A 14251-nucleotide genomic window follows, 5' to 3' on the forward strand; every position below is an offset into this window, starting at 1 on the left:
GCCTATCGCGAGGCCTCCGACAGTTGTGCCCTCATTACCCTCACCGGCAGGTGCATTTGCTTTAACAAGGCCGCTGGGAACGAACGGGCGAGAGGCCCATTCTCTTTAAGTCGGGATGGCTCGCGTCAGTTTAGCTGCCAGCGCTGTCAGCCGCCTCGAAGACCAGACGTGGCTCAAGGAGAAGGAGCGTGGGGCCAAACTCGTTGGCGCGCTCGACACCAAAGCGTTCAGACGCATCATTTTCCCGCCATAGTAGGTGGTCACTTGCGCTTTTGGCCGGATGTATCTTGCTTTCAGGGTGCGATACGACATCCGAGACACCTGACGGAAGCAGACAGGCTTCCAAGGCTGTGCCGCATGGCACCTTCAACCCGGCGCCACGCAAGTCGTCCGGCGATTGGACGAGCCAAGCTGGAGATTTCGCCAACAGCCGATACAGCGAACTTTCCGATATCAACGAGAAGAACGTCGACCAGTTGAAAGTGGCTTGGACCTTCTCCGACGGTGCTCTCTACGGTCACGAAGGCGCTCCGCTCGTTCAGGGAGACACTATGTATGTTGTCTCTCCATTCCCCAACCGCTCTTATGCACTCGACCTGACGAAGCCGGGCGCTCCGATCAAGTGGATGTATTCACCCAACCCGTCGCCTATGGCAATCGGCAAGGCGTGTTGCGATGCGGTCTTGCGCGGCTGGGCGATCGGCGACGGCAAGCTTGTCTACAGCCTGCTCGATGCGCACGTCGTTGCGGTCGATCTCAAAACCGGCAAAGAAGTGTGGCGCACCGAGATGGCGGACGTCTCGAAGGGCGTGACCATGACGAGTTCGGCATTCATCGCTGATGGCAAAGTTTTTGTCGGAAACTCGGGCGGGGAACTCGGCGTGTCCGGGTGGGCCGCGGCGCTGGACCTCGCAACGGGCAAGGAATTATGGCGCGCCTATTCGGTAGGTGACGACGAGCACACTCTGATTGGTGACAGGTACAAGCCTTTCTACCCGCACCTCAAAGGCGAGGACCTTGGGCTCAAGACTTGGCCCAAGGGAATGGCCCAGCACGGGGCGGGAGCAGTTTGGGGCTTCTTCAGCTACGATCCCGAAACCAACCTAATTTTTTACGGAACGTCCAATCCTGGCCCTCGCGTTCCGGTCCAGCGCCCGGGAGACAACCTGTTCTCGAGCGCTGTCTTCGCCCGTGATGCAGATACGGGCGAGGCAGTCTGGGCCTATCAGTTCACACCACACGATCAGTGGGACTACGACGGCGTCAACGAGATGATGCTGCTCGATCTTCCGATTAACGGAAAAATGCGGAAGACGATCGTGCACTTTGATCGGAACACCTACGCGTATGTCCTCGATCGCGAGACCGGTGAGGTGCTCAAGGCTGACAATTTCGCTTACCAGAACTGGTCGACCGGTTTCGATTATGAGACGGGTCGACCCATCGTTGATCCGGCGATGGAACCCAAGCCGGAAAAGACGCTCGACCGTATTTGCCCGCCAGACATCGGTCAAAAAGACTGGGAGCCCCCCGCCTACAGCCCGCAGACCGGGCTAGTCTACTTGGGTGCATTCAACATCTGCATGAAGTTGACCAACCACAAGGTCAGCTACATCGCTGGCACGCCCTATGACGGGATGGAGATGGAACGGTTCAGTGTCGACGGCCCCGACGGCGACTGGGGTCAGTTCATCGCCTGGGATCCAATCGAGGGACATGCTGCCTGGCGCATCCCAGAAAAATTCATGGTGATGTCGGGAGCACTGGCGACCGCGGGTCATCTCGTTTTCTATGGCACAAGTGATGGCTGGTTCCGTGCGGTCGACGCGCGCAACGGGAAAGTGCTCTGGCAGCAGAAGCTATCGAGCGGAATTATCGGCCAACCGATGACTTACCGGGGACCCGACGGCGTCCAGTATATCGCCATCGCCAGTGGCGTAGGCGGCGCGGCAGGTGTGCAAGCCGGGCGCGACGGTTACCCGCCGCGGGGCTCCACGCTCTACGTCTTCTCGCTGAACGGAAAACAGGTCGAAGGCACGCATAGTAGCGCGGCGCACCCCGAAGGCGAAGCACCCCAGCAGGGCGCTCCCGGGAGCCGCGGATGATGCGTACAGCTGGGATCATCGCCGTTGCAATCGCGTCCGCCGCATTCGGTGCAGCGACCACGGGATGGGCAGTGCACACCGGCCGCGGGACCGGGCTCAGCCCGGCAGTTTTGAGTAACACCGGCTACGATGGTCCCGCGGCGGTCCCGCTCGGCGATCTGGCGGGTGGCGCAGTCCCCCGCGGACCGATCGAGATGAAGAACCCGCTTGGCAGCGGCCCCGGCGTGATCGCCGAGGGCAAGAAGATGTTCAACGCGATGAACTGTTCCGGCTGTCACGGCTATACCGGCGGCGGAGGCATGGGCCCCCCGCTCAACGATGGCTACTGGCGATATGGCGGGGCCCCCGCGCAGGTCTACAAGTCAATCTTCGAAGGCCGGCCACAAGGCATGCCGGCTTGGGGCGTTGCCCTGCCACCGGAAGAGATTTGGCAGCTTACCGCCTTCGTCGAATCGCTGGGGGGTTCGGTAAAGCCTGGCCAAGCGTACGACTCTCGTTTGGGCGATGACCATGAGGGCAGTACCTCCAAGGCAGGCTCGCCCATCTTGGAAGGCCAATGATCGGGAAGGCTCCGCTCAGCTACATGGCCGACGGTGGAAGTCGCAGCGCCCTCGCGCTTCAGTCGCTTGCCTGGGGCTTTACTGCCATCTCGGTGGCGGTGATCATCATCATCGCAGTTCTAATTGCTTTGGCTATCCGCCGTTCGCGCGCGCGGGCGAAGACCGCCCTTTTGCAAGACGTAGCCCGCGATGGTGATGGTCTTGCGCTGATCTGGTGGGGTGTCGGGCTCTCGCTCCCGGTCCTCGTGGCCATGGCGATATGGAACTTTCTAACCACTCGCCTTCTTGCGGAGCAGCCGAGCGACCCGGCCTTGACGGTCCAGGTAACAGGGCATCGGTGGTGGTGGGACATTCGCTATCAGTTGGATGGCTTGGAGATCGCGACGGCCAACGAGCTGGTAATCCCGGTCGGCACTCCAGTCCTCTTGCAGCTTTCGAGCGGCGACGTAATCCATGACTTCTGGGTGCCCAAGCTGGGTCCCAAGATGGACATGATCCCCGGCCGTACCAACCAGACATGGTTGCAGGCCGACGTGGCGGGAACCTATCTCGGTCAATGCGCAGAATATTGCGGGCTCGAGCATGCGCGGATGGCCTTTACCGTACACGCAGTTCCCCCTGGACAGTTTCGCGAATGGGTGGCTCGCGAAGTCCTGCCGGCCGCCGGAACCACAGCAGCATTCGACAATGCCGCTCCATCGAATGCCGCGGCTGCATCTCAATCGTCCACTCCGGCTTCGGAAAATCCTGATGCGCTTCTCGCCGCGCAAACCGCGCAAGCGCTTTTCGAAAGTCGTTGTGGCGCCTGTCACACCGCACGCGGCACCGCAGCCGGCGGCATCATCGGTCCGGATCTAACTCACTTTGCGTCACGTCGAACGATCGCCGCCGGATGGATGCCGAATACCCCAGCCAATCTCGACCGGTGGCTCACAAACCCTCAGGCGATCAAGCCAGGTGTCGATATGCCGCGCGTCCAACTGACCCCCAACGAGCGAAAGCGCATTGTTACCTGGCTGGAGGGTCTCGAATGAGCACCGCCTACGACGACGCTGCAACCCAACTGGGCCGCGCACATTCCGCTGAACCCGTCGACCAGCGAGAACCGGCCTCGCCGATTCCCGCCGAGATCGCCCAGACCCTCGAGCTTGCCTGGGCCGAAGCTGCGGGGCTCAAAGGATGGCTTGGGTCAGTCGATCACAAGGTGATCGGCATACGATACCTCGTCACGGCATTCGCGTTTCTGGTCATCGGTGGACTGGAGGCGCTAACCATGCGGGTCCAGCTGGCCGGACCAAACAGCGACCTACTTTCGCCCGAACAGTACAACCAGCTGTTTTCCATGCACGGCGTGACGATGATCTTCCTCTACGCACTGCCGATCCTATCAGGCTTCTCGAATTACCTCTGGCCACTGATGTTGGGGAACCGCGACATGGCGTTTCCCCGGCTCAATGCGCTCAGCTACTGGCTATTCCTGGCGGCGGGAGCTTTTCTCTACGTGAGCTTTCCGTTGGGTGCAGCCCCGAACAGCGGCTGGTTCGACTACGTTCCCCAGGCGTCGGCCGAGTTCAATCCGGGACCCAATATCGATGTGTACTGCGCCGGACTGATCTTTCTCGGAATTTCGACGACGGTGGGCTCGGCGAATTTCATCGTGACCCTCTTGCGTATGCGCGCGCCGGGCATGAGCATCAACCGGCTACCGATCATCGTATGGGGCACCCTGACTGCGTCAGTCGCCAACTTGTTCGCCATACCGGCTGTCAGCCTTGCTTGCCTAATGCTGTTCATGGACCGCAACCTTGGCACACATTTCTTCGAGATAGGCGGAGGGGGGCAGCCGCTACTGTGGCAGCACCTGTTCTGGATGTTCGGCCACCCCTGGGTTTATGCAATTGTGCTGCCAGCGATGGGGATGGTTTCAGACGCGCTGCCGGTTCATTGTCGGCGTCCGCTGGTGGGCTACACGCTCGTTGCAATGGCAACGGTAGCCACGATGGTCGTCGGCTTCGGCGTCTGGGTCCATCACATGTTCGCCACCGGGCTGCCGACGCTGGCGATGAGCTTTTTTTCAGCCGCGAGCTTCGTAATTGCCATTCCCAGTGCGATCTCGGTCTTCGCGTGGATCGCAACTATCGGGACCGGTCGCGCGCGCATAACGACACCGTTCCTGTTCTTCACATCGGTCATCTTGCTGTTCGTTATCGGCGGGGTTTCGGGGGTCATGACGGCAAGTCTCGCCCTCGACTGGCAACTGACCGATACCTACTTCGTCGTCGCCCACCTTCACTATGTCCTGATTGGCATCAACCTCTTCGCGGTAGTGGGCGCGATCTATCACTGGTTCCCCAAGATGACCGGGCGGATGATGGACGAACGGACGGGCAAATGGATCTTTGCGCTCATGTTCAGTGGGTTCAACATAGCGTTCCTGCCCATGCACCTTCTCGGCCTTCTGGGCATGCCACGCCGGGTCTATACCTATGGCGCCGGGATGGGTTTTTCAGGCACCAATCTGGTCATCACGATCGGAGCCTTCCTCTTCGCCCTCGCCCTCTTGTGGTTCTTTATCGAGATTGCTCGCGCACGCGTTTCGGGCCGGTTTGCCGGACCCAATCCCTGGGATGGTCCGACACTGGAATGGGCCACGACATCGCCGCCGCCCGTTTACAATTTCGGGATCATTCCGCTCGTCGCCTCGCGCCATCCACTCTGGGAGGAGCGGCTCGATGAAAGCAATTCGGACCGGTCCCTATTCGCCGAGGGTTTCCTGCTCGATCGAGACAAGGAGACCATTGCCGTTACACCGCTTGATGGTGAGCCCGATGTGATCCTGAAGATGCCTTGCGATAGCTGGCTGCCAGCCGCCCTTGCCCTTGCACTACTCGTGTTGTTCGGGGGCATGCTGCTGATGTCGCCGTGGATCGGCGGAGTGGGGCTGTTGGGGGTGTTGGTCATCCTTGCCTTGTGGTTCCAACCGCATTCCGCGCCTGCAGACGAAGAAGAGGTTCGCGTCTATGGCTGAGCCGCGTACGCTTGAGCAGACCTTGCCAGTTCACGGACAGGGCCTCGTCGGTACACCGTGGTGGGGAATGCTGTGCGTGATCGCGACCGAAGGGGTCCTGTTCGCCTATTTGATCTTTTCCTACGCCTATTTGGCGACCCAAGGCCCTGCAGCCCACTGGCCGCCTACCGGAGGTCCGCCATCCTTGGCCATCGCGATTCCGGCGACAATCGTGTTGCTTGCTTCTAGCGGTACCGCAGAGTGGGGGAAACGCGCGGCCCGCGCTCGCAGGGTCCTTACCGCGAGGCTAGCCTATGGCCTCACGATCATTCTCGGCCTCCTGTTCATCGCTCTCAGCATGAAAGAATGGTCCGACAAGCCGTTCGGGCTGAACGAGAACAGCTACAGTTCTATCTATTTCCTGCTTACCGGCACTCACCTGACGCACGTGGCTGCTGGCATCGTGGCCCTGGTCGTGGCGCTCGTGTGGAGCCTGCAGGGCAGGATCCATGCTGGGCATGAACAGCATCGCACGCTGGTGACGTTGTACTGGCACTTTATCGACGCAGTGTGGCTATTCGTCTTTGCAACGATCTACCTCGGACCCAGGTTGGCATGAGCGACCTGCCCCCTCTCGTTAATGCCGTCTCGCACCCTGCGCCGCTCAGGAATGACCTCCCTCGTTGGCGGATCGTGCTTGGTCTCGTGCTTGCCCCGTCAGCCTTCGCTCTGCAGGTCGTGGTCAGCTATGCGCTGGCAGCGGACGCCTGCGGCGAAGGAGGCGCATCTCTGATTGGGTTGGCAGCGATCAATCTCGTCGCACTGGCTCTGATCATTGTCGGTCTAGGCACATCGATCGCCAACTACCGCCGCACCCGAAGCGAGGGTGAGGGGAGCCACCGCGCGGTACAGTCACAAGGCGATGGCAGATCACGCTTCCTGGCCTATTTCGGGCTTTGCACGAGCGGGGTCTTCGCACTCGCAGTGCTAGTCCAACTCACCTCGATCCTCGTAATGCATCAATGTCTCGGCTTACCCACTCTACCCTGACCCTCGCATTCTTGGTCGAAGCCGCACCCGCCCTAGCCCATGGCGACGAGAGCCAAACTGGCTGGAGCATCGAGCCGGTCGCTCTCAGCCTGCTTTTGCTGTCCGTGACACTCTACGCAAAGGGATGCCGGCGAATGAGCGGGCGCCAACGTGACGCGATCGCTCCGCCCTGGCGCGTGATCGCCTATGTGGGCGCGGTCGTCACTCTGGTGTTGGCGCTGTTCTCGCCAGTAGACAGGCTCGCGGACCAGAGCTTCGCCTGGCATATGGCTCAGCATTTGTCGCTGATGCTTGTCGCTGGCCCTCTCTTGGCGCTGGGAAATGCGCATCTGGTGGCATTGCTGGCACTTCCGCTCGGGCCACGTCGGAAGGTGGGGCGGTCTATCAATAGCGCTCCTGTGGCCAGATCGGCTGCGGGCAGCCCGTTCTCTCCGCCAGTCGCAGCGCTCGTTTTCGCCGCAGGCCTTTGGCTTTGGCACGCGCCAAGTATGTTCGAAGCCGCTCTGGCCGACCCTATCCTGCACACAGTCGAGCACCTGACCTTCCTCGTCACCTCAGCGGTGTTCTGGAGGATGGTCTCGACTGCCGGCGACCGCAGGATGAGCGGGATGAGTGCGCTCGTTCTGGTCACGCTGGTGTGCTTGCAAGGGAACTTGCTCGCCGCGCTGCTTACCTTGGCACCGCAACCGATTTACCAGACTTATGCTGCCAACAGGCTAGCCGATCAACAGCTCGCCGGCCTCCTGATGTGGTTGCCTGCTGGCCTTATCTATCTCGTCAGCAGCCTCTGGGCACTTCGATCGCTATTCGCGCCCCGGGCCCGGACAGGTCCCTGAGATGGCAAAGCCCAACTATTTTCGCGAGAACCTCGTTCTATTTGGAGCCCTAGCGGCCAATCTCGGTATCGCAGTTGCGAAATTCATCGCTGCCGGGATCACCGGATCTTCGGCAATGTTGTCTGAAGGATTTCACTCAGTAGTCGACAGCTTGAACCAGGTCCTCCTGCTATATGGCAAGCACAGGTCGGGTAAGCCGCCCAATCGCAAGCACCCGTTTGGCTATGGTCGCGAATTGTATTTCTGGGCGTTCGTGGTGGCGATTCTCGTCTTTGCCGTTGGCGCGGGGCTCTCCTTCTACGAAGGCCTGACGCACTGGCGTCGCCCCGAACCCCTGCGCGATCCGACGGTCAACTACATCGTCCTGGGCATTGCCATCATCCTTGAAGGAACCAGCTGGACAATAGCCCTGCGCGAATTTCTGGCTGCCAAAGGAGATCAAGGCATCTGGAGCGAGTTTAGGCGGTCGAAAGATCCATCCGTGTTTGTGGTCCTTTTTGAGGATACGGCGGCGCTTGCGGGGCTAATAGTGGCAGCCGTGGGTGTCTGGGCGAGCCACGTCTTCGATGCTCCAAGGATCGACGGAATGGCATCCATGGTGATTGGTGGAATTCTCGCGATGGTTGCCGCGCTCTTGGCGCGTGAGGCCAAAAGCCTTCTGATTGGTGAAAGCGCCGATACTGAGCTGGTGGGCAAGATCAGAGATCTTGTCGAGGCAAAGGATTGGGTTACCGGTGTCAATCATGTTCGAACAATCCACACTTCTCCTCGCGAGATCTTTGTTGCCATCAGCGCAGACCTCGAAGATCATATAACAATCGGCGAAGGCGAAAAATTCATCGAAGCGCTTGAGACTGAGCTGCGTACAGAGATACCCGAGCTCTCATCGATTTATGTCCGCCCCGAAGCACGAGAAGATGCAGCGCGGTTGACGAGCGACTGAACAGGCTTGGGTATCAAGCGGCGCGCGCTCATATCATTGTCGGGTGAAGTCAATTTTGGTGGGCGCTTGCCTCCGCTTACGGCAAATCCGTGAGACCCGAGGGTATATCGAAACAGCCGGTGCCTGTGTCCGGATCATCTGTAAACTCGGCAAAGTCGCTTAAAGCCCTTCTTTCCCGGTGGGTGTGTAAGACACACGGCGCAGCCGCCAAGAAGGAACGTCATCTGGTAGTGTTTCGTGTGCAGAAATGCCCTTCGGGATTGCGACTCCATCGACGGCAGCAACGATATATCGCCCGGACTCTCGCAATCGGATCTTTGCGTCGGGCCAGGACTCCTGGAGCCTGTCCTCCACTTTCTTCGCTTCTTTTGAGAGGCCGCTGCCTTCCAACTCCCTTGGGTAGCCATCGAGAAGCTCGGCGGATGCACTCCGAGTAGCGCTCACTCCATCGAGCACGATGGAAACGGCGATGATTAGCGCCGCCAGACTATCTGCCCACCATAAACCCAGCCCGATACCGGCAATGCCCGCAATCCCCGCCAAGCCGGTCTGCCAGTCGGCCTTCTGCATAAGTGAATCTGTGTAGAGCACCTTATCCCGCAACCTTTTGGCGATCGGTTGCTTTTTTCGACCTAGTATTACCGGGGGTATGACGGAATACGCCAGCGCTGCGATCATGAGCCAGCCAAGCCAGAATGTCTCGCCAAAAAAAGTTACTGCCCCGATTGTCGGATGCTCCGCTTTCATCAGCCCTGAGCCGTTGGTGAAGACGAGATAGAGACCTAGGAAGGTCAGAACGACCGCTGACGCGAAGAAGGCAAGGGTATTAGCCTTGAAATAACCGAAAGGAAATTTTCTAGTGGGAATGCGGGGCTCCAGATGCGCTGCCACCAGGAAGGTAATGGCTGGAATTAGTCCGAGCATATCTTCAAAAAAGGCTGTCTTCATGGCCTGACTGGCACCCATGGTCAGATACATTACGACTACAACCGTGCTCATCCATCCAAGCGTCATCCACTCAAGGCGCTTGGCCTTTTTCATGTCTTCCCTAAGGCTCTCAGGTATCTCCGTCATTTGCTCGCCTTCTCGATGAGCATAATCCAACCATTCTCTCCGTTCATCATCGCAAATCTTGGCACCTTCAGATCTTTGGGCGGCTTGCCCAGCCGTCCTTGGGCAGAACCAAAGTGCACAGCCTTCTTCCAAGGAGAGGATCGTGGAAATTCGCCGAAAACCAGATCAAGCTTGCCCTGCTCGATCTGTGAAAGCAGGTCCTCGCTATCTCCGCGAGACAGCTGCACTTTTGCGCCTGTCTTCTTGAGGACACGCTGAAGAGTCCGACGACTGGGTTCGTCCATCTTGGAGCCTATGACGACCCCCAATCTGAGCGTGTGCGTTCGTTCGACACGGTCCGTTGTTCCCGAAGGATCGCGCGGCATGGAGCACGCGCAGGCCAGCGAAGCAGCGATGGGAATAGAGATGAAGCGGAAAATTGATTTTGAGCGTTGGTGGTGCAAACTCACCTCTCGGAATTCAGCATTTGTCGTAATGGTGCCGCACCGAATTAATGCTCAAATCCATGCTTGAGTTCCGCCACAGGCGGCCACCATAAGGCATATCGTGTGGCAAGTGGCGAGCGCCGCACCTTATGCGAGCAGACCTCAACTTGGATGCATAAATTAGAAGTGCCCTCGCAGTGCGATTCTGAACTGGCCTGAACCGTTCTGCATTTCGTCGCATGAGGACCACGGTCCACACCACCTAAGAAACATCGCCGGTCCGCCACCATTGTCTTGTTAAGTGGCGAGTCCTTTCCGCGGGCAGCCGACCCGAGACGACAAGGAAGGTGCGTATCGAATGCGACAGTCTCAATCATTCCAACCCGCGATACATGAAGAGCCTCGCATGCCTGGCACAGAGGACAAGATGGCGGACAAGCCCGATTGGCGTCCGCGGTATCCAGGCTCGGGGCGCCTAGTCGGCAAGGTAGCCTTGGTGACGGGCGGGGATAGCGGCATCGGCCGTGCGGTCGCGGCTTTGTTCGCACGCGAGGGTGCCGATGTTGCGATCATCTATATGGCCAACGAGGAGCGCAAAGATGCCGAGCATACGATGGCGATCATCGAAAGCGAGGGTCGCGAGGGTCTTTGCCTTCAAGGCGATGTTGGCTGCCGCCAATTCGCGGAAGAGGCGGTGACAGAAACTGTCGAAACGCTGGGCCGGCTTGACATATTGGCCAATATTGCAGGCGAGCAGCATCCCGACGACGAGGTGACGGACATCACCGAAGCGCAGCTCCGCCGGACCTTTCAAACCAACATCTATTCCATGTTTTTTCTCGTACAGGCGGCGCGACCGCACCTCAGGAAGGGCAGCGCTATTATCAACTGCACCAGCGTGACCATGTACGAGGGCTCAAGGAACTTGCTGGACTATTCCTCAACCAAGGGCGCAATCACCGCTTTCACGCGCTCGCTATCGAAAAGCTTGGCAGAAGACGGCATCCGCGTAAATGCCGTCGCGCCGGGCCCAATCTGGACGCCGCTCAACCCCTACGGCGGACAGCCTCCCGAGGAAATGGAGGATTTTGGCAAGAATACACCAATGGGCCGGCCTGGCCAACCAAACGAGGTGGCCCCGGCCTTCCTGTTCCTCGCATGCGAAGACGCGAGTTATATGTCGGGACAGGTTCTACACCCCAACGGGGGCAGCATAGTCGGAAGCTAACCGATAAGGAGAGAATAGGTGCCAGCAGAATCCAAAGCTCAACAGAAGGCGGCAGGTGCCGCACTCAGCGCGAAACGGGGGGACACCGACAAAAGTGATCTTCAGGGCGCATCCCAAGAGATGTATGACTCGATGACCGAAAGCGAGCTTGAGGAATTGGCCAGTACGAAGCGGGAAGGCAAACCTGAACACACCTCCAAGTGAGCCATTACGATCACGGCTCTGCGCTCTCTTGAGACACACCATCCAGCAACCAGAGCCCGCTGCGGTCGCGCGTTATTTCGGCAATCATCTCGCCCTTGGTCCAAAGCTCGACGTGCCGGGCATCTGTTTCGGTGGCGAGAACATTAAAAGCGGCTGCAGCGTTGTTGCCCTCGAACTCAATCTTCTTGGGTTCCCCAAGACCATCAGCTTTGAAGATCAGTTTGTAGCTCGGCATACGCTAGACCTTACTCAGGTTCAGTTGGCTTTATGAAGCGCAGAGGGTTTAGGGTTACTGCATGGGCAGTGGGCAATTCGGCTTACCTTGAAATGCGGCGCTGGCACACAATCCGTCAGATGGCAGAATAAGTCCGTCGTTTGAGACTTTAGCAAAAGCAGAGATCGATAGCCAGATAAGAAGGCCGGTCGCGAAGGGACAGAGCAGCAGGACATTTGAGAATTAGAGCTTCTCTCGGAATAAATCGCCAGATTCTGCGGCGCGGCCGCACATTACTTCGGTCGCGCACCCAATCTCGTCGAGCACTGGCTGTTCGCAAGGCCCCGCGTGATGTCGGCTATCGGTCAGCGGGTACCGGCGATGATGTGCCAATCACGCTCACGGCAAGTCGCACTAGGAGAGCCATCATATGTCAAATCGATTTCCGCTTATGACGTCGCTAGACGCGATTCCCGTCGCTTCGGAGAAGGGTTATGGCGCTTTATTCCCTACACTACACGCTTTCCGGAGAGCCGAAAGTCGATGCGCGCATGGAGTACAACTCCGACGACTTAGAAGGGATTTTTTCCAAGCTGGAACGCATTCAAGGGCTCTCGACGGCGGTGCTGTACGAGGACGACAAACAACTCGGCGTTGTACGGCGAAACGCGGCAGGTATATGGGAAATTGGGTGACAGCAGGCCTGCTTGATGTCTGATACGTCCGACTGGCTCATTTCGTGGGGAGAAATCCTCGACACCGCGCTAAGCGCGCTGCTCTTCTATGTATTGATAGTGGCGATGGTGCGCTTGGTGGGCAAACGCGCGACCGCGCAGCTCAACAACTTCGACTGGATTGTAAATATTACCGTCGGCAGCCTGGCAGCATCGGGCATCCTGCTAAAGACGGTCCCGGCATTGCGCGCGGTCGTAGCAATTGCCGTAATAGCTCTTCTTCAAGTGCTCATTACGGTCCTAGCGAGACGGGTTTCCTGGGTGTCGCAACTGGTAAAAGCAGAGCCTACGCTCCTCGTTGACCGAGGCACATATTTGCAGTCTGCACTACGCAAGACACGCATCGCGGAGGAAGAAGTTTGTGCCGCCTTGCGAGCGCATGGGCTGGCTCAGGTTGATGATGCGAATTGGGTCATCCTGGAGACCGACGGCCAGATGAGTGTCATTCCGAAAACGAGTACCGAAATCGATGAAGCGAGCACAATGGGTGACGTAGACCGCAATTGCGGCGCCCAGGAGGCTGAAAACGGCTGATAAATGTTACATGAAGGGATCGAGGCCTGACGCTCGGCGTAGATTGCCCATGCAATCTTACTCCGACCCCTCGTCCCTCTTCATTTCGGTGGACCCCGCTAAGCTTGAACGAGCATTGAGGGATCACGTCGATGCGCCCGACTTTCCCTGCGTCGGAGCAAAATCGGCGATGGCGCGGGGGACCCTGAAGATGGTCTCAGCTTGGTCGATGACCAGCGCTTGGGACGATATGCGTATCCACCACGAACTGCTCGAATGGAGTGAAAGATACCGCAGCGACCCGGATGGACTACGTAGCTTGGCGGTCGTCTTCTCTGGTCCCAATGATCTTAGCGAAGAGGAATTCGAGGCAGCGATGTGGGAGCGACTTCAATCCTTGGCTCATAAGGATGCGTGGCTCGGTCAGCCATATGACCCACGAGTGAGTGCCTCCCCCGATAGCCCGCACTTTTCGCTGAGCTTCGGCAAGGAAGCCTACTTCGTAGTTGGCCTCCATCCGGGCGCTTCACGCCCCGCTCGACGCACGGTCTATCCAACTATGGTCTTCAACCTGCACGATCAGTTTGAGAAATTGCGAGAGCAAGGACAATACGAGCGCATGCGGGAACGCATTCTCGCCCGTGACGTCGATCTATGCGGCTCGATCAACCCGATGCTTGCCCGTCACGGAGATGGCAGCGAGGCACGACAATACAGCGGTCGGCCGGTAGACCAGGACTGGAAATGCCCCTTCAAGGACCCCCGGACGAATGACGACCCGAATTCCGCCGCGTAGCGGTGTAGCATTTACCCTCGACACGGATCAGGAGCTCGTGGTGATCGACCCCGAGGGCGGGCAGGTGAGCGACCTGCTTGCCTACGGCAGGGAAGATCCTCGCGAGGTAATCTCCAATGGGCGTACCTTCGACTACGAAGAGACAACGCGCCTCACTTCCGGCAACGCGCTATGGTCCAACCGATCAGAGCGATTGTTGGAGATCGTCGAGGACACCGTTGGTGAGCACGACTTTCTGCTGACGCCCTGTTCGACAGATACCTTTCGCCACTTCTATCCCGACAAGCCTGTCCACCCCGGCTGTTTCGGGAATCTAGCTCGCGCGCTCGGGCCCTTCGGCATAGAGGAACACACCATTCCTACGGCTTTCAATGTCTTCATGAATGTCCCGGTCGATCAGGAAACGGGACGTTTGTCCGTCCAGCCGCCGCAAACGACCCCGGGAGATTTCATCCGCTTCCGAGCCTGCAAACCGCTGATTGTGGGCCTAACAGCTTGCTCGGCCTATGCGTCAAACGGGGGAAGCTTCAAGCCGATCGACTACAGGATCGAATAGTGCGGC

Annotated in this window: 18 protein-coding genes; 15 read left to right on the plus strand and 3 right to left on the minus strand. The window is 58.7% G+C overall.

Features of this window, described 5'->3' with window-relative positions:
* Positions 1–350 precede the first annotated feature (350 nt).
* The 8 genes from K3181_RS02955 to K3181_RS02990 are packed head-to-tail and all read left to right on the plus strand — an operon-like array spanning position 351 to position 8501.
* Positions 351–2105, plus strand: a complete 1755-nt coding sequence (locus K3181_RS02955; protein WP_221600648.1) for a PQQ-dependent dehydrogenase, methanol/ethanol family — start codon at positions 351–353, stop codon at positions 2103–2105.
* A complete protein-coding gene (locus K3181_RS02960) occupies positions 2102–2665 on the plus strand; it encodes a c-type cytochrome (protein ID WP_221600650.1) in 564 nt (187 codons plus the stop codon). The genes K3181_RS02955 and K3181_RS02960 overlap by 4 nt, the downstream gene beginning before the upstream one ends.
* The gene (coxB, locus tag K3181_RS02965) at positions 2662–3699 is read left to right on the plus strand and encodes a cytochrome c oxidase subunit II (RefSeq protein WP_221600652.1); all 1038 of its coding nucleotides are present in this window, start codon (positions 2662–2664) and stop codon (positions 3697–3699) included. The genes K3181_RS02960 and coxB overlap by 4 nt, the downstream gene beginning before the upstream one ends.
* Positions 3696–5693 (plus strand): cytochrome c oxidase subunit I, encoded by a 1998-nt coding sequence (gene ctaD / locus K3181_RS02970; protein WP_221600654.1) that lies wholly within the window; start codon positions 3696–3698, stop codon positions 5691–5693. The genes coxB and ctaD overlap by 4 nt, the downstream gene beginning before the upstream one ends.
* On the plus strand, positions 5686–6291 hold the full coding sequence (locus tag K3181_RS02975) for a cytochrome c oxidase subunit 3 (RefSeq protein WP_221600656.1): 606 nt from the start codon (positions 5686–5688) through the stop codon (positions 6289–6291). Before ctaD ends, K3181_RS02975 begins: the two co-directional genes overlap by 8 nt.
* A complete protein-coding gene (locus tag K3181_RS02980) occupies positions 6288–6722 on the plus strand; it encodes a hypothetical protein (RefSeq protein ID WP_221600658.1) in 435 nt (144 codons plus the stop codon). Before K3181_RS02975 ends, K3181_RS02980 begins: the two co-directional genes overlap by 4 nt.
* Complete coding sequence (locus K3181_RS02985; protein WP_282099748.1) at positions 6695–7558, plus strand: cytochrome c oxidase assembly protein; 864 nt, start codon at positions 6695–6697, stop codon at positions 7556–7558. Before K3181_RS02980 ends, K3181_RS02985 begins: the two co-directional genes overlap by 28 nt.
* 1 nt (position 7559) lies before the next feature.
* Complete coding sequence (locus tag K3181_RS02990) at positions 7560–8501, plus strand: cation diffusion facilitator family transporter (RefSeq protein WP_221600662.1); 942 nt, start codon at positions 7560–7562, stop codon at positions 8499–8501.
* A 159-nt stretch (positions 8502–8660) separates the two neighbouring features.
* On the opposite strand, the gene K3181_RS02995 is transcribed toward K3181_RS02990, so the two are convergent.
* Together K3181_RS02995 and K3181_RS03000 are read right to left on the minus strand one after the other, a co-directional pair.
* A complete protein-coding gene (locus K3181_RS02995; protein ID WP_247714844.1) occupies positions 8661–9542 on the minus strand; it encodes a cation efflux transmembrane domain-containing protein in 882 nt (293 codons plus the stop codon).
* Positions 9543–9571: 29 nt separating this feature from the next.
* Complete coding sequence (locus K3181_RS03000; protein ID WP_221600666.1) at positions 9572–9859, minus strand: substrate-binding domain-containing protein; 288 nt, start codon at positions 9857–9859, stop codon at positions 9572–9574.
* A gap of 79 nt (positions 9860–9938) precedes the next feature.
* On the opposite strand from K3181_RS03000, the gene K3181_RS03005 reads away from it, so the two are divergent.
* From K3181_RS03005 to K3181_RS03015, 3 genes are all read left to right on the plus strand, one after another.
* Positions 9939–10088 carry a hypothetical protein gene (locus tag K3181_RS03005; RefSeq protein ID WP_221600667.1) on the plus strand — a complete coding sequence of 50 codons (150 nt, stop codon included), beginning with the start codon at positions 9939–9941 and terminating at the stop codon, positions 10086–10088.
* Between the two features lie 339 nt (positions 10089–10427).
* Positions 10428–11228: an SDR family oxidoreductase gene (locus K3181_RS03010; RefSeq protein ID WP_425594533.1), complete on the plus strand. Its 801-nt coding sequence runs from the start codon at positions 10428–10430 to the stop codon at positions 11226–11228.
* Between the two features lie 18 nt (positions 11229–11246).
* Positions 11247–11432 carry a DUF3008 family protein gene (locus K3181_RS03015; protein ID WP_221600671.1) on the plus strand — a complete coding sequence of 62 codons (186 nt, stop codon included), beginning with the start codon at positions 11247–11249 and terminating at the stop codon, positions 11430–11432.
* A gap of 10 nt (positions 11433–11442) precedes the next feature.
* On the opposite strand, the gene K3181_RS03020 is transcribed toward K3181_RS03015, so the two are convergent.
* Positions 11443–11667, minus strand: a complete 225-nt coding sequence (locus K3181_RS03020; protein ID WP_221600672.1) for a hypothetical protein — start codon at positions 11665–11667, stop codon at positions 11443–11445.
* Positions 11668–12140: 473 nt separating this feature from the next.
* Between K3181_RS03020 and K3181_RS03025 the strand changes: the two genes are divergently transcribed.
* The 4 genes from K3181_RS03025 to K3181_RS03040 are packed head-to-tail and all read left to right on the plus strand — an operon-like array spanning position 12141 to position 14245.
* Positions 12141–12341, plus strand: a complete 201-nt coding sequence (locus K3181_RS03025; RefSeq protein WP_221600674.1) for a hypothetical protein — start codon at positions 12141–12143, stop codon at positions 12339–12341.
* A 15-nt stretch (positions 12342–12356) separates the two neighbouring features.
* Positions 12357–12914: a DUF421 domain-containing protein gene (locus tag K3181_RS03030; protein WP_221600676.1), complete on the plus strand. Its 558-nt coding sequence runs from the start codon at positions 12357–12359 to the stop codon at positions 12912–12914.
* A gap of 49 nt (positions 12915–12963) precedes the next feature.
* Positions 12964–13689 (plus strand): guanitoxin biosynthesis heme-dependent pre-guanitoxin N-hydroxylase GntA, encoded by a 726-nt coding sequence (gene gntA, locus K3181_RS03035; protein ID WP_221600678.1) that lies wholly within the window; start codon positions 12964–12966, stop codon positions 13687–13689.
* A complete protein-coding gene (locus K3181_RS03040) occupies positions 13664–14245 on the plus strand; it encodes a DUF1989 domain-containing protein (protein ID WP_221600680.1) in 582 nt (193 codons plus the stop codon). The genes gntA and K3181_RS03040 overlap by 26 nt, the downstream gene beginning before the upstream one ends.
* The last annotated feature ends 6 nt before the right edge of the window (positions 14246–14251 follow it).

It is taken from the genome of Qipengyuania mesophila (genome assembly GCF_019711655.1).
Lineage (GTDB): Bacteria > Pseudomonadota > Alphaproteobacteria > Sphingomonadales > Sphingomonadaceae > Qipengyuania > Qipengyuania mesophila.